The organism is Blautia sp. 2227st1_G12_2227SCRN_220401, from assembly GCF_039062885.1.
GTDB classification, from domain to species: domain Bacteria; phylum Bacillota; class Clostridia; order Lachnospirales; family Lachnospiraceae; genus Blautia_A; species Blautia_A fusiformis.
The window spans coordinates 125,286-143,286 of sequence record NZ_JBCLNI010000002.1 but is presented as its reverse complement, the minus strand read 5'-3'; the positions used below and the strand labels follow the sequence as shown (position 1 = coordinate 143,286).

Sequence of the window (18,001 nt, the reverse complement as noted above, 5' to 3'; positions counted from 1 at the left end):
TTATTGCAATTCATGATCTGTTTTCGTATAATAATGTCATATAAGCACCAAAAGGAGTACTACTATGTCTGATTTCAGCAACAAATGCCGGGAATACCTAAAGGATACAGGAGAAAACGTTTATCAGTTATCTGCTTCTTCGGGACTTGACCGTACCTCGCTACAACGTATGATCACAGGGAAACGTCTTCCCGGTATTGATTTTGTGCGCCAGTTCTGCGATTCCCTCCGGATCAATCCTTCCCAGCGCAGGGAACTGATGGAATTATATAAAATAGAAAAAATCGGAAAAGAAATATATTACAACCGCAAATATATACAGGAGCTTCTGGGTGTTATCAGCTCCCAGCAGGTCATTTCCCGGGAGGGTTTTCTCAGGCTTCCATCCTTTCCCTTTTACCGTGGAACTTTTTCTCTTGATGTGGAAAAGAAGGTCCTGAGCCTTTTTGAGGACATCCTGTCTTCCGGTTCTTCTGAAACGATCCGTACCAACCTTCCGGCCAACTGCCGGCTTCTTGTACAGATCTTTTCCCATCTTTATCCCAAATATGAGAAACTGCCACCGGTGATCCAGATCCTGCCGCTTCACCAGAACCCGTCCGCCTCACCGGATTACAACATGAATCTGGAAACCTTTCTCTGCACACTCCTTCCGATCCTGTCAGGTTTTGTGGGCTACCAGCCATATTATTACTATACTCAGACAGGCCGAGAGTTTTCCAGCTATGAACTGTTTCCTTTTTTCTTACTCACTGAAAAAAAGCTGCTGCTGTTATCCTCGGATATGATGACCTGTATTTTTACTGAAAATCCGGAAGCGATCCACGCATATCAACAGGAATTCCGGCGGGTTCTTGAGAATTCCAGCCAATTCTTCCTGCAGTCAGATTCTCCGGACAGGATCCTTAATATCTTTGGTTCTATCATGCAGACAAAGATCTCAACAAATTTTGCACTGGAATCTCATCCCTGCCTTGCACTGATGTCCTATGGTCCGGGCTTTATTCAGTCATTGTTTGATAACAGGGATATCGATCTTTCCGATCCGGTCTATACCCAGCTGGCAGCGGTTCTGAACCAGACTTCCTTTTCTTTTACAGAAGCTGCCTTTTCCTGCAATTATTTTACACTGAGCGGGATCCGGAAATTTGCCCGTACCGGACTCCTTGACGGACCTTATTCCTACCATCAGACCCCTCTTCCGAAAGAAGAACGAAAAAAAGCCCTCAAGCATCTTCTTGACACAGATATGGGACATGAAAAATGCAGGATCCTGAAGCCTTCCGTACTTCCTGAAACCGGGATACATCTGGAAGTTCTGTCTGACTATTCCGTTTTTCTCTGCTTTCTTTCCGAAAAAGATACTTTTCTCTGTATCTATCTGAAAGAGACCAGTATCGGACAGGCCCTGAATGATTACCTCTGTTCCCTGTCTGAGGAAGAATCCGTATATACAAAAAAAGAAGCCCGGCAGATCCTGCTGGGACTTCTTGAACAGCTTTAAGAGCCGGTACTTCTGTGATATTCTCTTGTGAGATCCTCCAGGATCCTGTCGGTTTCTCCGGATGCGATATGCTGCTTCGGGAGACCGGCAAAGCTTTTCAGAGCCTGGTCGGTTTCCTGCCTTACCATTTCATCTGTCTTCAGATCTTCCTGTCGTTTCCTGTATTCTTCTTCACTGTGAACACTGCGGTAGGCCAGAAGATAAACCTTCATCGCTTTCTCTGAATGATTCTCCTTCCATGCTTTCCAAAAACAATCCAGCGCTTTATCCATCTGGAACAGGTAACTATATGCGCATCCCTGATTATGCAGGATCCTTTCACGCATCTCTCCGGTGATTTCTTTCCCGCCATGCTCCAGAAGCTTCTGATAAACACGGAGTGCATTCACATACATCCGATTCTCCATCAGCGCATCACCTTTGCGTTTCTCCCGTATTTCTTCAGGTTCACGTTTTCTGGCTTCAATGCGCCCGTTTAAGGTCTTAAGCTCTTCATAAGCCAGATAATTGATCTCTTTAAATATCGGATACAGTACTTCTTCAAGTCCGGCCTCTCTTCCAATATAAGGTTTCAGCTTGGCCGCAAGCTTCGGAAGCTCCAGTTCTTCCTCCAGCCAGGTACAGAGCTTACTGCTGATCAATGAGCTGTCCACAAGATAAAGATTGTTATAAAGATAATAGCAGAGTTCTTCTATAGAATAGATATTGGTACTGATATTTTCGATATAAAACGGCTTCTCTGCCTTTTTTACCTGACATAAAATATATCCGCTCATGCCTGCTTCCTTTCTTCCTGCTCATCCCATCGTACCAGTTCCCTCCAGATCTTCCCACTGGAAGGATACATTTCGCCAAAGCCCAGATCCTCTACTGTGATCTCACAGTCTCTCGGCGATACGTATTTCAGCGTGAGGGAAAGCCTTGAAGTCCGATTAGGCCGCTTTGGCAGACCCTCAAGTGCCATGGCCACACGTTTCTTCTCGGTTTCTTCCGGAATACTTACTACAAATACCAGTTCACTGGTATCATCCAGGATCAGCTCGCAGGATGCACTGCATTCATACCAGTTGCTGCCGCTTTCGATCAGCGGATAGTAAGCCGGAGAGCCCATCACCCGCATATCCATTCCTACGTCCGCAGTCACCAGCGAATCACTTAAATAGCGGTAACCTTTGAGTTTTTTATCCTCCAGCCTGTCCTTACCGGCTATGCAGGCTCCCTTTGCAAAAAGATTGTTTCCGTAAAAAACCTTCCGTCCCTGATGACACAGGAGCTTTACAGACTGCTGTGCCCACTGCTGGTCAAATCCTTCTCCCGTGATCTGCACACTGGAGAAGAGCTCTTTGCCGAGAGTCTTACTGATAAAACGGTAAAATTCCACATCACGGATCTCTTCTTCCGGTTCAAGCTTTGTACTGACCGGATCCTCCAGTTTTACAAGCACCGGTCTGGAAGAGCCGTTGATGGTCAGCTTCCGGAAGGTTACCGTATCGCCTGCAAAGGCATACCAGCCTACACTTCGATTCCAGGTTTCCCGTTTCTGTCCCAGCGCATAATAATAAAAGCTCTCGCCATAGTCCATAAGCATATATTTCTCACGGGAAAAACCTGCAAGGCTGCAGGCCTTCTGATAATTCCGTACCTGAAGTGTACTAAGCTCCGGCGATGTGATACAAAGGCACCGGGTATTCTTTACGATATCCTGGATTCCCAGAAATTTCAGGATTCCCCTTAGAAAATGTGCCAGAAGCTCTGCCGGCTCTTTTTCCTCTCCTGCCACCTGGATCTTTTCTTCCTTCTGACAGATATCATAAATATTTCCGATCATGATCCCGCCCTTTTCCCTGGCAAAATACTCTGCTTCCAGGCCTACGCAGTAATCACCGTGATCGGTACGATAGCAGATACAGCCCGGAGCTTCGTACTGACTGGCTCCTACCTTCATGGAAAGAGAACGGGCTTCTTCTGCTTTTCTGTCATAATAACAGATCTGTGTGTATTCTTTTCCAATATCAATTCCTATGATCAAGTCACGAATTTCATTCATCTTTCCGGTTCCTTCTCTATGACAAACATTTCATTAACGTACTGTTCCTGCCGGAGATACTGTGCCAGCTTCTCCTTCACTTCCGTGTCTTTCTCCAGTTTCCTTGCACAGAGTATCTGATTGATCAGCTGATATTTGCTGGATGCCTGGTCATTACTCTGGCTCATGGTCAGTATTTTTTCTTCCGTTTTGTGTACACCGGTTTCATCTTCTGTCTGGAAATAATATCGCAGGGTCTCTCCATAAAACAATGTAAATGCTCTGGCAAAAATTCCCTCATAGACATTTTTGAGCGGTTCACTTTTATAGTCCGGTACAGTTCCAAGTCCTGTATCCAGGGAATAATACAGTGTGACCAAAGTCTCCGGTGAAGTATGATACTCTACAAAAGTCTTATCATCCAGCTGATACGGTCGCAGGATACTCTGATCCAGATTCCGGAAAAACTCAAATAGCATTCCTTCCTTTACACAGGAGGAGAGGATTTTTTCCTCCATTTCCAGATTTTCTTCATCAGCAGTTTTTTCTTCGGAAAGCAGTTTCAGAAGGGTCAGGTCACAGATCCGGTCTCCGGGCCACTCCTTTTCTCTGCGATTTTTCAGATACTCCTTAAGTCCAGGCATCTCCGGCATTTCTTTAACAAACATTCCGTAAGACATCAGAGTCAGATACGCACCAATCACACTCTCTTTTCCGGAATGACGGATATATGCTTTCAGGATATCCGCACCCTCTGGCCGGTAATCCCAGTTAAACATCAGAAGAGAAAGGATCCTCTCCTCCAGATTATAGGTATCCATCTCAAACCCACAGGCACTTTTCCAGATATCCAGAAGTTCATCCACCGGTCCAAACCGGAATTTCATCAGATACATGAGGATCACTTCATCATAGATTCCCTGTCGGTATACATGAGAGGAAAGTGCGATCAGCTCTTCGTCTTCCGCACAGTCACAGCGGATGATCATACGGCTTACCAGCTTCAGAAGAGCACGCTCCTCTACTCCTTCAAATCCAAATGCTTCCACCACGCTCATAGCCTGCGGAAACAGTCCCCGCTGGATCAGGATCTCCAGAAGGGTTTTCCGGTCGACCATGGCATATTCCCGATAATCCATCATCTCCAGACAGGCATCCAGATCTTCTCCCTGCACGTGATCCCGATAATAGTCCAGGATCTTTTTGCGGATCAGCCTCTTATATTCATCGGTAAACGCCGGTGAAAGGACCAGTTTCTGAAAAATTCCCAGATTCTTACGACTGATCTCCTGACCCTGACAGTAATACAAAAGCACAGCCGGTTCATCCGCCCCTTTTTCCAACACTGCCGGAACCATCTCACGATCATCAAAAAGTGGTGTCAGATTATAATCTACCGTAGCAGCATAACGTCTCTGTTTTTCATCCTGAAATACAACGGCCGCATCTTCGCTGCAGATCCTTGGGTAAGCGATCCCATGGATACACGGATAGATTTCTTCCTGTTTCATCTGTCTGTGACGGACGATCACACTGCGAACCTTCGGATCATCCGTATATAGCCGGCAGGTAAACATTCTGGAGGCGATCACCTGCGCTTTTTCGCTGTCCGATGGTTCCCGCATGAATTCCTGATAAACAGCGGCATAATTTTCATTCATCCGGCCTTCCCGTAACTTACGGAAAGCAAATTCCTCCATGCTTTCACGATAACTTTCGTATGTCTGTGGATCACGTTCCTTCCCTGCAATGATGCATGCATACAGATAGGCACGCTTGGAATCACCGAGAGTATTGTTGTTATAGGTAAAATACATCAAAAGCGGTTTCGGCAGGACTCTCCGATAAGAAGTATCCAGTGTTTCCACATAATATTCATACAGCCGTGTAATCCGGATCCCGCGGTCCACGGCAGCGGAAAACCACTGAAAATATTCCGGTTTTCTTGGATTTCCCTTCATAATATATTTACAGATAGCTTCCACAGTATCATCCGACGGAAAGGCTTCACATCCCATGGCCATAGCACGGTACAGACTTTCGTTAAAAGCTTTCTCATAACCGGAAAGATATGCCAGGCGCATGACCAGCTCTTCCGTCAGCATCTGTTCTTTTCCTGCAAAAAGGAATACCTGGGCCCAGAACCCATTGATTCGATGCAGCAGAGACATATCTGCACAAATACGGTTCCATGCTTCCAGATACAGAAAAGGACTTGTACATCCCCGCTCAAAAAGTTCCTCCATCAGAAAGATCTTTTTTGACGGAGAAAGCGTATGATCCATTTCAAATACCAGTTTCAGAAGGATAAAGCTGTCTTCCTTCTGCATCTGGAAATTCTGTACCTTGCGGAGGGCCTGTTCCTTATCCCGGTACAGCCCGGTCTGTGTACACAGATACAGATAAATCCCTGCCAGTTCCAGTTCATTGTGATGAAAGGATTTATTCTGATAACGCTCAAGGATTTCTGAAGCCTGGTCATCTTCTCCTTCCAGATGAAGAAGATAGGCTTCCAGAAGCTGATATTCCGGATATTTCAGTCCGTTTTCGCCCATACGGTCAAGCTTCTCATGAGTAGAGGCTGTCCAGGCCTGAAAATCTGTTCTTTTACAGAGATATCCCAGGTATTCCTTCATCAGAGATATCCGGTACTGTTTTTCCAGAAGATCCAGGTTCACGGCACTCTCAGTTCCTCTGGATGCAAGAACGTGATATACCAGTTTCTGGTATGGGGTTTTTACAATGATCTCGCCGTACTGATTTCCTTTTCCCAGTTTTTCCTGGCGGATCACATAGTTTATTTCACAGGTACTTCCGATAAAATCCTCTTCTGTGACCACATGCTTGCCTGCCTCCAGAAAATCCCCGTTTACCTCAATATCTGCCCGCAGGTGTCCCCATCCGCTCCTGTGGATATAAAGGGATTCCTGAACAGATTCACTGACATCATAAAAACTCGCCTCTTCTCTGTTCAGACTCAATGTCACCTTTTCCTTGGCACCGGCTGCGATCAGAAATTCCTCCAGATGCTGATAGGTCACCGGCTGCTGTGACATTCCTGCATAAAGAGAACGGATCTTCTCACTCTGATCACTCAGGATCAGGAAAAAATGTCGTTCTGTAAAGATCCGGTAAGCCTCATGGAAATCTTCCTTTGCAATGTGCAGAAATTCTTCCAGAGAAGATACCTTTCTGCCTGCACTCTTCACCTCTTCCGTCTGTACCTGTACAGTGAACGGCAGCTTATATTCTCCGATACTGGTAGTAAAACACAGCCAGCCTTCAAAGCTCTCTCCCGGCCTCATTCCCTCTGCATCTACCCCATAAGGCATGCGCACTGTGGTTCCGGAAAAGCGGTCAAATCCGGGCACCAGTCTCCGGTCAGATGAAGTCACAAAGCCACTGATCCTGCGGTTGTCATCGGTACCGAAATAAATCTCATCCTTTGTAGTCTCTCCTGCCTTCAGCGTAGCGAAAATACGGTCCTGTGAAAACAGAAGCTCAGGCTGTTCATAAATAAATTTTCCGTTAAGAAGCTGTTCTATCCTCTTTTTCAAAATATATACTCCTCATCAATATACACTGATTGTTGTCACTCGTATTTTATGATTATACACCAGATCAGAATGTGGCGCAACAGGTGTTCGCCTCTGTCCTTTTTATAAAGTTTCTGTTGGAAAAGCACGAAAAGCACGTCCGGCTCATAAGCTATAAGGAAATCCCCTTTGAGGTGAACCCTTGAAAACCTTTCTGAAACCGCTTTCTTTTGCGGAAGAGCAGTTCTATCTTCTACAGCTCCAAAGGGGCGATCCGGAAGCAAAAAATATCCTTATCGAACACAATCTCCGCCTCGTAGCACATGTTGCAAAAAAATATCAGGGATGTGACGAGGATCAGGATGATCTGATCTCCATAGGCACCATAGGTCTGATCAAAGCCATTTCCACCTTTGATCCCAGCCGGACTTCCAAGCTTTCCACTTATGCTGCACGGTGCATTGACAATGAGCTTCTCATGATGTTCCGTGCCCGCAGGAAACGTTCCAGAGAAGTTTCTCTCTATGAACCCATCGGCACAGACCGGGAAGGCAACGAGATCAGCCTTCTCGATATCATTGAAAGTCCACCCGTTGATGTTGTGGATGATTGTTTCAAAAGGGACAGCATTTCCTATCTTCTCCGTTATATCCGGACAGTACTCTCCCCAAAGGAATACCAGGTGATCTGCTGCCGCTACGGTTTGAATGGTCAGGAGCCACTGACCCAGCGAGAGATTGCTGAAAATCTCTCCATCAGCCGCTCCTATGTATCCCGTATCGAAAAGAACGCTCTTCGAAAACTCCGTACTCTTTTTCCTGAAAATCAGTAAAGGGGAGAACGTTCTTTTCGTTCTCCCCTTTACTCTCTTATCCACCCTTTCGGATCATTCACCTCTTCGGAGAATATCAAATACCTCCGGCATCTCAGTCAGTTTCACATAGATCCTCTGCTGAGCATGTGGTGCACTCTCCATAGCTTCGCCCTCTTCATTATAAATGGCTTCCACTGTGACCGGAATATTCCTTCCGTCCGGTTTCATGATCTCGATGGTCTCTCCTACAGAAAACTTGTTTCTCTGTGTCAGTCTTGCCAGACCTCTCTCATCGATCTCTTCTGCAAATCCAAGATATGTGTATTCTCTTACATATGTGTTGCTGTCATAGATCTGGGTATTCTCATCCGGCTTTCCGTAAAAAAATCCGGTGGTAAACTGACGGTAGGTACAGTTTGAGATCTGCTCCTGATACCACGGCATATTTGCATGATATTTTTCCGGACTTTCCATACAGTCGTCAATGGCTTTGCGGTAGGTTCTTGCCACTGTTGCCACATAAAGAGCTGTTTTCATACGTCCTTCGATCTTCAGGCTGTCAATACCGCTTGTAAGGATATCTTCCATATGTTCTACCATACAGAGATCCTTGGAATTAAAAATAAAAGTTCCTCTCTCATTTTCAAATACCGGCATGTATTCTCCCGGACGCTTCTCCTCCACAACAGAATATTTCCATCTGCAGGGATGGGTACAGGCTCCCTGATTGGCATCTCTTCCTGCCATAAAGTTACTGAGAAGACATCTTCCGGAATAGGAAATGCACATGGCACCGTGAATAAACGTTTCAATCTCCATATCCTCCGGAATATGTGCCCGGATCTCCCGGATTTCTTCCAGAGAAAGCTCTCTTGCACTTACCACACGTTTGGCACCAAGGTTATACCAGAAACGGTAAGTCTCATAATTGGTATTATTTGCCTGTGTACTGATGTGACGCTCGATCTCCGGGCAGATTTCCTTTGCATACATAAAGATTCCCGGATCTGCGATGATCAGTGCGTCCGGTCCGATCTCCTTCAGTTCTTGAAGATATTCCCTTACCCCCTCAAGATCACGGTTATGCGCCAGGATGTTTACTGTCACATAAACCTTTACACCATGGGAATGGGCAAATGCGATTCCCTCACACATATCTTCTTTTGAAAAATTCTTAGCCTTTGCACGAAGTCCAAAAGCTTCTCCGCCGATGTAAACAGCATCTGCACCATATATGACGGCAACCTTTAAAACCTCAAGGCTGCTCGCCGGAACTAATAGTTCTGGTCGTTTCATAAACCTGTTCTCCTGTTTTTACACTTACAGCCGCTCCGTCTCCAAGAGGAAGCACCGATGTACGAAGCACCGGACTGTGAGTCAGCTGCCAGAGATATTCTCTCATTCTTTTATAGATTGTACGGTTACGCCGTTCCACAAGATAATGAGATTCAATAATATCCCCTTCCTGCAGCACGTTGTCAGATACCAGCACGCTTCCCTCTTTCATCAGTCTCAGCACGTCAGGAAGCCAGTGGATATACTGGCCCTTGGCTGCGTCCATGAAGATCATATCAAAGGTTCCGGTAAGATTCTTCAGGATCTCTCCGGCATCTCCCTCCAGAAGCGTGATCTGTGACTCTCTTCCTGCGCGCCTGAAATTATCCTTTGCGACAGGAATTCTTTTTTCATAATTCTCTATGGTAACAATTTCCATATCTTCCGGCCCATACTCACACATAAGAAGTGTGGAGAAGCCTACGGCAGTCCCCACCTCCAAAATGCACTTCGGTTGTTTCAGTGCCAGAAGCATCCTCATAAAGCTCTGCATATCTCTCCGGATGATCGGCACCCGGTCTGCAAGTGCCTTTGTCTCCAACTCCTGCAGAAATGGAGTATTCCCCATATCCAGTGAATTGATATAGGTCTGCATGCGTTCTTCTACGATCACTGGCTGTTCGATCCTTCCTTGCTCTCTTCTCCTGACAGCACTGCAATGATCCTGGTCGGTGTATAAGCTGTACTGAGAAGGTATGTACCTGCTTTGATCTGTCCGTGATATGCGGACATTCTTTCCTGTATGGTAAATGCAAGCGCATCCTTGATAAGACCCTTCTGCTCCAGTGTCTTGCCTACTTTATATGCAGAAGCACCTTCTTTTATGACTACCGTGACCTGCTGTCCCTCTCCCGGGCTCATAGCCTGCTGGTTAAACACATCGTAGCCAAACTGATATGCTGATTTTCCAACCCAGATCAGAAATACGATAATAAAGATATATACAGCGGTTTTAAATACCCCTCCAGCCAGAAAAACGCCGGCCCTGCCAACCTTGTCTCTTGTGTCTGCCATAGTCTTTCCTCCTATAAGTCAGGAATCTGTATGTCGATCCCATCCACCAGCGTCCTGCATATCCGCTGCATCAGTCTGCACAGCGCAAGCTCTGCGTCGAGATAGGCATTTACTTTCAGGTTCTGTCTCAGACTTGCAGACTCCTGATTGAGCTGTTCCGCAATATGGAACAGCTCATCCTTGTCTGAATGATTCTGCAGTCTGAAATTATCTCCACGGAATCTCATCACTCTGGCTTTCAGCTCAGGATCCGCTTCAAGCTGGGCTGCCTGTTTCTGATATTCCTGATATTCATCGCTTCTGTGCACAGCATCGAGAAGCTTCTCGATCTCCATGCTGATCTCATCCATGAACCTATGCCTCCATAATGATAGGCAGGATCATAGGATTTCTCTTGGTCCGTTTCCACAGATACTCTCCAAGGGCATCCTTGACCTCGGTTTTGATCTTGCCCCAGTCCGTGATATTGTTCTCCAGGCAGGAATCCAGTGCAGTTTCCACAACCTGTCTGGCATGCTCCATAAGATCCTCAGATTCTCTTACATACACAAACCCTCTGGAAACGATATCCGGACCTGCGAGAACTACATTACTGTGGCGCTCCAGTGTCATAACTACGATCATGATTCCATCTTCAGACAGGTGCTGACGGTCACGGAGTACGATATTTCCCACATCGCCAACGCCAAGTCCGTCTACGAAGATCGCACCTGTATGAACGCTTCCTGTCACCTTGGCATCCTGTCCGTCCAACTCCAGAACATTTCCGGAAGAAAGGATAAAAATATTCTCCTTCGGGATTCCCAAATCTTCCACAATGTGTTTCTGTGCAGTCAGATGACGGTACTCACCATGGATCGGAATGGCATATTTCGGTTTTACGAGGGAGTAGATCAGCTTGATCTCCTCCTGGCAGGCATGTCCGGAAACATGGACATCCTGGAAAATAACCTTGGCTCCCTTCATAGACAGTTCGTTGATGACCTTGGAAACTGCCTTTTCATTTCCGGGGATCGGATTGGAGCTGAAAATGATGGTATCGTTAGGCTTGATCGTGATCTTCTTATGGATATTGGCTGCCATACGGGAAAGTGCCGCCATGGACTCACCCTGGCTTCCGGTTGTGATCAGAACCACCTTGTCGTCCGGATAATTCTTCACCTGATCGATCTCGATCAGTGTGTTCTCCGGGATCTGCAGATAGCCAAGCTCTGACGCTACGGAAATAACATTGACCATACTGCGGCCTTCCACAGCAACCTTTCTTCCGAACCGGTATGCAGTGTTAATGATCTGCTGCACACGATCCACGTTGGATGCAAAGGTTGCAATGATGATCCTGGATGTCCGGTACTCATTAAAAAGATTATCAAATACATGTCCCACTGTACGCTCGGACATTGTAAATCCCGGTCTCTCTGCATTGGTACTCTCACACATCAGTGCAAGCACACCCTTCTTGCCGATCTCTGCAAAACGCTGCAGATCGATGGCATCTCCAAATACCGGTGTATAATCAACTTTAAAGTCTCCTGTGTGTATCACGATTCCCACCGGTGAATAAATAGCAAGTGCGGATGCATCCTGGATACTGTGATTCGTTTTGATAAATTCCACAGCGAAATCCCCAAGATTGATCACCTGCCCGTGTTTTACCTCTTTCAATTTGGTAGAACGCATAAGGTTATGCTCTTTCAGTTTGTTGCGGATCAGTCCCAGTGTCAGCTTGGTAGCATAGATCGGAACATTGATCTCTTTCAACACATACGGAAGAGCTCCGATATGATCCTCATGTCCATGAGTGATCACAAATCCCTTCACCTTGGAAATATTTTCCTTAAGGTATGTTACATCCGGAATGACCAAATCGATTCCCAACATATCGTCCTCAGGGAAAGAAAGACCACAGTCTACAACTACAATACTGTCGCCATACTCAAAAGCGGTAATGTTCATTCCGATCTGCTCCAGACCGCCAAGTGGTATGATCTTAAGCTTGGATGTTGTTCTGCGGCCGGTTTTCCGACCGGATGGCCTGCCGCCGGTCTTTGCCGGTTTCTGTGTGTTTCTGCTGTTTTTTACAGCGCCACCGGCTGCTGTTTTCTTTGCTGTTGGCCGGAAAGGCTTATCCTGACGGTTTTTGCTGCCACCACGATACTGTCTTGTTCTTGATCCGGCATTCTTTTGTCTTGCTGCGGTTCTTCTGGCACCGCCTGCGGAAACTTGTACTCTGCTCTCCGCATTTTTGTTGTCATCGTTGTTCTCGCTTTTCAAAAATCGCTCCTCCATTCAAAATTCACGTCATCCAGCATCTGCTGAAAAACTGCATATACAGCCTGAAGTTCGTCATCATCCTCGACCATCTCATAACAGGCTTCTGTGCTTCCCGGAGCTGAAATATCCTTCAGAATATATGCGTCTGCTTCCTCATCCTGTGAATCGGACACCAAAAGATAAGTCACACCCGCAATATTGGTCTGCTCCTCTACGTAAAACTCAGCAGCTGTGCCGTCGTCTGACTGAAATATTATTTTTTCCATATTTAATTCTTCCTTATCCGTTCTTGTCAAGCGGATATTCACAATCCGCATTTGCTACCTGATCCGCTCAAAATATCTATTTGCGTTTCCGATCATTCTTCCACGCTTTCCTGCTGCTCTCTTCTGTATGCGGCAGCATCCAGATATCCCTGCAGGATAAAGACTGCTGCTACCTGATCCAGATACTGTTTACGGTCTTCCTTATGCACACCGGTCTCCTCCAGAGTACGGTCTGCCGCCATGGTAGTCAGTCTCTCATCCCACATAACAACAGGCAGACCCGTACGTTTCTCCAGCATTTCCTTAAACTCCAGAGATTTCTCGGCCCGCTCTCCTACTGTATTGTTCATGTTTTTCGGGTATCCCAGAACGATCTCCGTAACCTGATACTCCGAAATGATCTCTTCAATACGTGCCAGAGTACGACGAAGCTTGTTTTCCTGCTTGCGCCATACGGTTTCCACACCTTGGGCTGTCAGACCAAGGGGATCGCTCACTGCAACCCCAACGGTCTTCGAGCCATAGTCCAGTCCCAGTACTCTCATATTACCGTTCCCAGGACTTATTCTTGATATACTCGGTGAGAAGCTCCTCTACCAGCTCATCACGCTCCACCTTCATGATCATGCTTCTCGCACCCTTGTGGCTTGTGATGTAGGTCGGGTCTCCGGACATAATATATCCTACGATCTGATTCACCGGATTGTAGCCCTTCTCATCCATTGCATTGTACACCAGATCCAGGACTTCTTTTACCTGAAGCTCCTGATCCGGTTTTGTTCTGAAATACTGTGTATTTCCCAGATTATTCTCTGCCATTGTCTCTCACGTCCTTAAAATATATTCTTTTTTATTTTAATATAAATTTACATAAATTACAATCTTAAATTTAACGAGGATTGCGAATACAAACTGTCAACGTTACTGTTCACTCCGTTCTCAGTAACACGCTTCGCAAAATATTACCAGTGAACAAACAACCTTTCAACATACGATCCCGTTCTTCATTCCACGGCTTCACCGGTCATGATATGCTCTTCAAGAAAGCCTTCTGCCTTTACGATTACGATATCATTTACGCCATAAGCTTCCGATTTCGGTACAGCAGTTTTTATATACTCCCGGCTGTGTCCCAGATACCAGGTCCGTCCATCCTTTGTATACTCTTCCTCGATCAGTACCTCCAGGTTTTTGCCAAGCATGGATTTCTCATAATCCCCTGCATGACGATGATGCAGCTCGATCATCTTCTCACTGCGGAAGGATTTCTCCGCCTCTGTCAGCTGTCCGTCCATGGCAGCCGCCTTTGTTCCCTGTCTTCTGGAATATTTGAAGATATGAGTCTCGTAAAAACGGATGCTGTCCACAAAATCATAGGATTTCCGGAATTCTTCCTCCGATTCCTGCGGAAAGCCTACGATCACATCCGTTGTCAGTGCCGGATTTCCATACACTTCTCTTAAAAGCTCACAGCGTTCTCTGTATTCCCCGCTTCTGTATCTGCGGTTCATCCTCTCCAGGGTCTCATCACAGCCACTCTGCAGAGAAAGATGGAAATGCGGGCATACCTTCGGCAGCGCCGCGATCCCTTCCGCAAATTCTCTTGTAACGATTCCCGGTTCCAGCGATCCCAGACGGATACGCCTGATTCCTTCGATCTCATGCACAGCACGGATCAGAGAAAGCAGTGTCTCTTTTTTCTCCTCCGGGAAATCCACTCCATAGGAGCTTAAATGGATTCCTGTAAGGACCACTTCCTTATACCCTTTTTCCGCAAGTGCACGGACCTCCTTCAGCACACTTTCAATATTCCGGCTTCTGACACGGCCTCTTGCATAAGGAATGATACAGTACGTACAGAACTGATTGCATCCGTCCTGAACCTTGATATATGCCCTTACATGTTCTGCTGTATGATCAATGGAAAGTTCCTCATACTCTTTTGTCTGATTGATCTTGATCACATGGGAACCATGGCCCGGTTTGTTTTCCGCATATTCGGCCAGTGCCTCCACAATATTGATCTTCTGGTTATTTCCCAGAACAAGATCAATGGCTTCGTCTTTTTCCAGTTTCTCGCCACCGGTCTGTACATAACAGCCCGTTGCCACCACGATCGCTTCCGGATTCATTTTTTTTGCTTTGTGGAGCATCTGTCTTGATTTTCTGTCTGCAATATTGGTTACTGTGCAGGTATTGATCACATAAATATCCGCTCCTGGCTCAAAAGGCACGATCTCATATCCCGCCTCCTCCAGAAGCTGCTGCATGGCCTCGATCTCATAGGCATTTACTTTGCAGCCCAGGTTGTGTAATGCAACTTTATTTCCCATTTTTCCTCACTTTTTTTACACTTTAACTAATTATTAAAACAATTTTTATCTCTTTTCACCTTGACTTTTTGGGTACTGACAGGTAAGATGAAAGCTGTAAAACAACAAAAATTTATCAAGGGAGGTTATTATAATGAAAACAGCTAAAATCTCACTGAATTCCATCGATAAGGTGAAAGCATTCGTAAACGAGATCAGCAAATTCGACTGCGATTTTGATTTAGTATCCGGAAGATATGTGATCGATGCAAAATCCATCATGGGTATCTTCAGCCTGGATCTTTCCAAGCCGATCGACCTCAACATCCATGCAGATGGCGCTGCTCTGGATAACGTAATGCAGATTATTTCCAAATATACAATCGACTAATCTATACTGTATATTTGAGAGGAACTGTATCGGATACAGTTCCTCTTTTTTCATGCTTTCAGAATCCTTCTGTTCTCAATGAACTCCCTTTTCCTGATATATCGGTAATTCCAGGGAACCTCTGCAGCGAGGTTCCCTGTTTGTTTTTTCTTATCTAAAAACGGATCACTGAATTTCAATGATCTCTGTGGTATTCAGAGCCGTTTCCATAAGCTCATCGATCTTCTCAGAAAGCTTCTGCTCAGAACGGCGGATCACCTTAAGATTCGGCTTTGTTACAGGATGTTTCGCTACAAAGATGGTACAGCAATCCTCAAACGGCTGAATAGAAGTCTCAAAGGTATCGATCTTTCTGGAAATACGGACGATCTCCTCTTTATCAAAGCCGATCACCGGACGATATACCGGAAGTGTGCAGACCTCATTTGTAGAAGCAAGGCTCTGTAAGGTCTGGCTTGCAACCTGCCCGATGCTCTCACCTGTGATAAGTCCGAGACAACGATCCTTTTTAGCGAAATGCTCGGCAATACGCATCATATATCTTCTCATGATAATAGTAAGCTCATCATGAGGACACTGATCATAAATATAAAGCTGTATATCTGTAAAGTTAACTACATGGAGACGGATCGGTCCGCTGTATTTGGCTACCAGGCGGGCAAGATCCACTACCTTCTGTTTTGCGCGCTCACTGGTGTAGGGCGGTGCATGGAAATATACCGCATCGATCTTGACACCACGTTTTGCGATCATATAACCGGCAACCGGACTGTCGATCCCACCGGAAAGAAGAAGCATGGCTTTTCCGTTTGTTCCGATGGGCATTCCGCCTGCGCCCGGAATGGTCTGGGAATATACGTAAATCTTGTCACGGATCTCAACAGAAAGATCCAGCTCCGGATGATGAACATCTACACTTGCCTCCGGGAACGCATCCAGGATACGTCCGCCAAGCTCAGCGCTGACTTCCATGGAGCTGATCGGATAGGATTTCTTTGCGCGGCGTGTCCAGACCTTGAAGCTTCCGTTAAAGTCCGGATGCCACTGCTTCATATAACCCACAACATCTTCGGCAAGCTTCTCAAAGCCCTGTTCTTCATAGATCATAACCGGGCAGATGCCTACAATACCGAATACATGCTGCAGCGCATCTACAGCCTCATCGTAATCATAATTCTCCGGGCAGAATACATAAACTCTTCCCTGCTCTTTTTTTACTTCAAAATCTCCCTCGATCTTGGAGAGTGCGATCTCCATCTGATGTACGAGAGCATCTTCAAAACGATAGCGGTTTTTTCCCTTAAGGGCAATTTCCGCATATTTGATCAGAAATGCATGTACTAACATAAAAATCCCTTTCTTCTGTATTCTCTATCGACGTGCATACCTGCGCAGCATCGGAATTGTTTTTCCCAGTGCTTCCAGGCAGTAATCTACCTCTTCAAAGGTATTTTCCTCACAGAAGCTGATGCGAACGGTACTCTCCACATCCGCTCTTGAAAGTCCCATAGCTGTCAGTGTTGCACTCGGTTTTCTCTTATGACTGGAGCATGCACTTCCTGCGGAAATATATACTCCGAATTCTTCCAGTGTATGGAGCAGGACTTCGCTTCGGACTCCATGAAAAGTCACGCTCATGATGTGCGGTGCCCCTTCTCTTAAAGGCATTCCGTTGATGGTGATGTCTCCAAGCTTTGAAAGTCCCTCTGCCATCCGTTCTTTCAGGTCATAAAGGTGCTGTATTTTTTTATCAAAATCCGTATATACCATCTCTGCGGCAACGCCAAGGCCTGCGATTCCCGGCACATTGTCTGTTCCGGAACGCATACCGTTCTGCTGTCCGCCGCCAAGGATCTGCGGCTGTACTCTTACTTTTTCGTTAATATAGAGAAAGCCTACGCCCTTTGGTCCATGGATCTTGTGGCTGCTCACAGAAAGAAGATCGATCCCCAGCTTTTTCGGATAGATACGATACTTTCCGAATGCCTGGATGGCATCTACATGAAAAAGTGCTTTCGGACTTTTTTCATGGACAAGCCTTCCGATCTCTTCTACCGGCATCACAGCTCCCACTTCATTGTTCACATACATCACAGATACCAGGATCGTATCCGGACGAAGAGCCGCTTCCAGTGCATCCAGCTTTACAACGCCCTGATGATCCACAGGAAGAATAGTCACCTCATAGCCCTGTTCTTTCAGATAGGCAAAAGGCTGGGCCACTGCTGCATGCTCCACTGCCGTTGTAATGATATGGTTTCCCATACGCTTGTTGGCTTCCACGCCGCCGATAATAGCAAGATTGTCCGATTCTGTTCCACCGGAGGTAAAAAGAATCTCTTTTTCATTCACTTTCAGTAATTTTGCAAGGGTCTGAGCGCTTTTGCGGACGTAATTCTCCGCTTCCATTCCCTTTTTATGCATGGCAGAAGGATTTCCGAAATCTCCTGTCATGGTTTTGCAGACAATATCCTTTACTTCATCGAAGCATCTCGTTGTCGCGGAATTGTCAAAATATGCTTCCATAGT

General features: G+C 46.0%; 17 protein-coding genes. 3 read left to right on the top strand and 14 right to left on the bottom strand.

Features of this window, described 5'->3' with window-relative positions; all coding sequences use genetic code 11:
• The first annotated feature begins 64 nt into the window (after positions 1-64).
• On the top strand, positions 65-1,504 hold the full coding sequence (locus ABCM67_RS01820; protein ID WP_129975376.1) for a helix-turn-helix domain-containing protein: 1,440 nt from the start codon (positions 65-67) through the stop codon (positions 1,502-1,504).
• Here the strand turns inward: ABCM67_RS01820 and ABCM67_RS01815 are convergent.
• Genes ABCM67_RS01815 through ABCM67_RS01805 form a run of 3 tightly spaced genes read right to left on the bottom strand, consistent with a single transcriptional unit; the run spans position 1,501 to position 7,087 of the window.
• Positions 1,501-2,280: a hypothetical protein gene (locus ABCM67_RS01815; RefSeq protein WP_279031303.1), complete on the bottom strand. Its 780-nt coding sequence runs from the start codon at positions 2,278-2,280 to the stop codon at positions 1,501-1,503. The genes ABCM67_RS01820 and ABCM67_RS01815 overlap by 4 nt on opposite strands.
• Positions 2,277-3,551, bottom strand: a complete 1,275-nt coding sequence (locus ABCM67_RS01810; RefSeq protein WP_118752550.1) for a DUF5716 family protein — start codon at positions 3,549-3,551, stop codon at positions 2,277-2,279. Before ABCM67_RS01810 ends, ABCM67_RS01815 begins: the two co-directional genes overlap by 4 nt.
• Positions 3,548-7,087, bottom strand: coding sequence for a DUF5717 family protein (locus ABCM67_RS01805; RefSeq protein WP_342992447.1), 3,540 nt, complete (start codon positions 7,085-7,087; stop codon positions 3,548-3,550). Before ABCM67_RS01805 ends, ABCM67_RS01810 begins: the two co-directional genes overlap by 4 nt.
• A gap of 181 nt (positions 7,088-7,268) precedes the next feature.
• On the opposite strand from ABCM67_RS01805, the gene sigK reads away from it, so the two are divergent.
• A complete protein-coding gene (gene sigK / locus ABCM67_RS01800; RefSeq protein ID WP_059085391.1) occupies positions 7,269-7,898 on the top strand; it encodes an RNA polymerase sporulation sigma factor SigK in 630 nt (209 codons plus the stop codon).
• A 54-nt stretch (positions 7,899-7,952) separates the two neighbouring features.
• Here sigK and ABCM67_RS01795 read toward each other — a convergent pair whose 3' ends face one another.
• The 9 genes from ABCM67_RS01795 to mtaB all read right to left on the bottom strand — a co-directional run bounded on the left by ABCM67_RS01795 (position 7,953) and on the right by mtaB (position 15,102).
• Complete coding sequence (locus ABCM67_RS01795; protein WP_015527092.1) at positions 7,953-9,176, bottom strand: U32 family peptidase; 1,224 nt, start codon at positions 9,174-9,176, stop codon at positions 7,953-7,955.
• Positions 9,136-9,828 (bottom strand): O-methyltransferase, encoded by a 693-nt coding sequence (locus ABCM67_RS01790; RefSeq protein ID WP_059085390.1) that lies wholly within the window; start codon positions 9,826-9,828, stop codon positions 9,136-9,138. Before ABCM67_RS01790 ends, ABCM67_RS01795 begins: the two co-directional genes overlap by 41 nt.
• Positions 9,825-10,229: an endolytic transglycosylase MltG gene (locus ABCM67_RS01785; protein WP_015527091.1), complete on the bottom strand. Its 405-nt coding sequence runs from the start codon at positions 10,227-10,229 to the stop codon at positions 9,825-9,827. Before ABCM67_RS01785 ends, ABCM67_RS01790 begins: the two co-directional genes overlap by 4 nt.
• 11 nt (positions 10,230-10,240) lie before the next feature.
• A complete protein-coding gene (locus ABCM67_RS01780) occupies positions 10,241-10,579 on the bottom strand; it encodes a YlbF family regulator (RefSeq protein WP_015527090.1) in 339 nt (112 codons plus the stop codon).
• A 4-nt stretch (positions 10,580-10,583) separates the two neighbouring features.
• Positions 10,584-12,518, bottom strand: coding sequence for a ribonuclease J (locus ABCM67_RS01775; protein ID WP_173722747.1), 1,935 nt, complete (start codon positions 12,516-12,518; stop codon positions 10,584-10,586).
• Positions 12,500-12,769 carry a DUF1292 domain-containing protein gene (locus ABCM67_RS01770; protein ID WP_059086846.1) on the bottom strand — a complete coding sequence of 90 codons (270 nt, stop codon included), beginning with the start codon at positions 12,767-12,769 and terminating at the stop codon, positions 12,500-12,502. Before ABCM67_RS01770 ends, ABCM67_RS01775 begins: the two co-directional genes overlap by 19 nt.
• Before the next feature lie 92 nt (positions 12,770-12,861).
• Positions 12,862-13,314 carry a Holliday junction resolvase RuvX gene (ruvX, locus tag ABCM67_RS01765; protein WP_059085389.1) on the bottom strand — a complete coding sequence of 151 codons (453 nt, stop codon included), beginning with the start codon at positions 13,312-13,314 and terminating at the stop codon, positions 12,862-12,864.
• Between the two features lies 1 nt (position 13,315).
• Positions 13,316-13,588 (bottom strand): IreB family regulatory phosphoprotein, encoded by a 273-nt coding sequence (locus tag ABCM67_RS01760; RefSeq protein ID WP_015527087.1) that lies wholly within the window; start codon positions 13,586-13,588, stop codon positions 13,316-13,318.
• A gap of 185 nt (positions 13,589-13,773) precedes the next feature.
• Positions 13,774-15,102: a tRNA (N(6)-L-threonylcarbamoyladenosine(37)-C(2))-methylthiotransferase MtaB gene (gene mtaB / locus ABCM67_RS01755; RefSeq protein WP_021652336.1), complete on the bottom strand. Its 1,329-nt coding sequence runs from the start codon at positions 15,100-15,102 to the stop codon at positions 13,774-13,776.
• 133 nt (positions 15,103-15,235) lie between these two features.
• Between mtaB and ABCM67_RS01750 the strand changes: the two genes are divergently transcribed.
• Positions 15,236-15,472: an HPr family phosphocarrier protein gene (locus tag ABCM67_RS01750; protein WP_015527084.1), complete on the top strand. Its 237-nt coding sequence runs from the start codon at positions 15,236-15,238 to the stop codon at positions 15,470-15,472.
• A gap of 165 nt (positions 15,473-15,637) precedes the next feature.
• On the opposite strand, the gene thiI is transcribed toward ABCM67_RS01750, so the two are convergent.
• Together thiI and ABCM67_RS01740 are read right to left on the bottom strand one after the other, a co-directional pair.
• The gene (gene thiI / locus ABCM67_RS01745; protein WP_015527083.1) at positions 15,638-16,819 is read right to left on the bottom strand and encodes a tRNA uracil 4-sulfurtransferase ThiI; all 1,182 of its coding nucleotides are present in this window, start codon (positions 16,817-16,819) and stop codon (positions 15,638-15,640) included.
• A 24-nt stretch (positions 16,820-16,843) separates the two neighbouring features.
• Positions 16,844-17,998, bottom strand: coding sequence for a cysteine desulfurase family protein (locus tag ABCM67_RS01740; protein ID WP_114002006.1), 1,155 nt, complete (start codon positions 17,996-17,998; stop codon positions 16,844-16,846).
• Between the last annotated feature and the right edge of the window lie 3 nt (positions 17,999-18,001).

What these genes read in the sequence shown, in the direction of transcription:
- ABCM67_RS01820 (WP_129975376.1), top strand. Translation starts at nt 65, where the DNA reads ATGTCTGATTTCAGCAACAAATGCCGGGAATACCTAAAGGATACAGGA.
- ABCM67_RS01740 (WP_114002006.1), bottom strand. Translation starts at nt 17,998, where the DNA reads ATGGAAGCATATTTTGACAATTCCGCGACAACGAGATGCTTCGATGAA.
- mtaB (WP_021652336.1), bottom strand. Translation starts at nt 15,102, where the DNA reads ATGGGAAATAAAGTTGCATTACACAACCTGGGCTGCAAAGTAAATGCC.
- ABCM67_RS01785 (WP_015527091.1), bottom strand. Translation starts at nt 10,229, where the DNA reads ATGGCAGACACAAGAGACAAGGTTGGCAGGGCCGGCGTTTTTCTGGCT.
- ABCM67_RS01795 (WP_015527092.1), bottom strand. Translation starts at nt 9,176, where the DNA reads ATGAAACGACCAGAACTATTAGTTCCGGCGAGCAGCCTTGAGGTTTTA.
- thiI (WP_015527083.1), bottom strand. Translation starts at nt 16,819, where the DNA reads ATGTTAGTACATGCATTTCTGATCAAATATGCGGAAATTGCCCTTAAG.
- ABCM67_RS01775 (WP_173722747.1), bottom strand. Translation starts at nt 12,518, where the DNA reads ATGGAGGAGCGATTTTTGAAAAGCGAGAACAACGATGACAACAAAAAT.
- ABCM67_RS01780 (WP_015527090.1), bottom strand. Translation starts at nt 10,579, where the DNA reads ATGGATGAGATCAGCATGGAGATCGAGAAGCTTCTCGATGCTGTGCAC.
- ABCM67_RS01760 (WP_015527087.1), bottom strand. Translation starts at nt 13,588, where the DNA reads ATGGCAGAGAATAATCTGGGAAATACACAGTATTTCAGAACAAAACCG.
- ABCM67_RS01770 (WP_059086846.1), bottom strand. Translation starts at nt 12,769, where the DNA reads ATGGAAAAAATAATATTTCAGTCAGACGACGGCACAGCTGCTGAGTTT.
- ABCM67_RS01815 (WP_279031303.1), bottom strand. Translation starts at nt 2,280, where the DNA reads ATGAGCGGATATATTTTATGTCAGGTAAAAAAGGCAGAGAAGCCGTTT.
- ABCM67_RS01750 (WP_015527084.1), top strand. Translation starts at nt 15,236, where the DNA reads ATGAAAACAGCTAAAATCTCACTGAATTCCATCGATAAGGTGAAAGCA.
- ruvX (WP_059085389.1), bottom strand. Translation starts at nt 13,314, where the DNA reads ATGAGAGTACTGGGACTGGACTATGGCTCGAAGACCGTTGGGGTTGCA.
- ABCM67_RS01810 (WP_118752550.1), bottom strand. Translation starts at nt 3,551, where the DNA reads ATGAATGAAATTCGTGACTTGATCATAGGAATTGATATTGGAAAAGAA.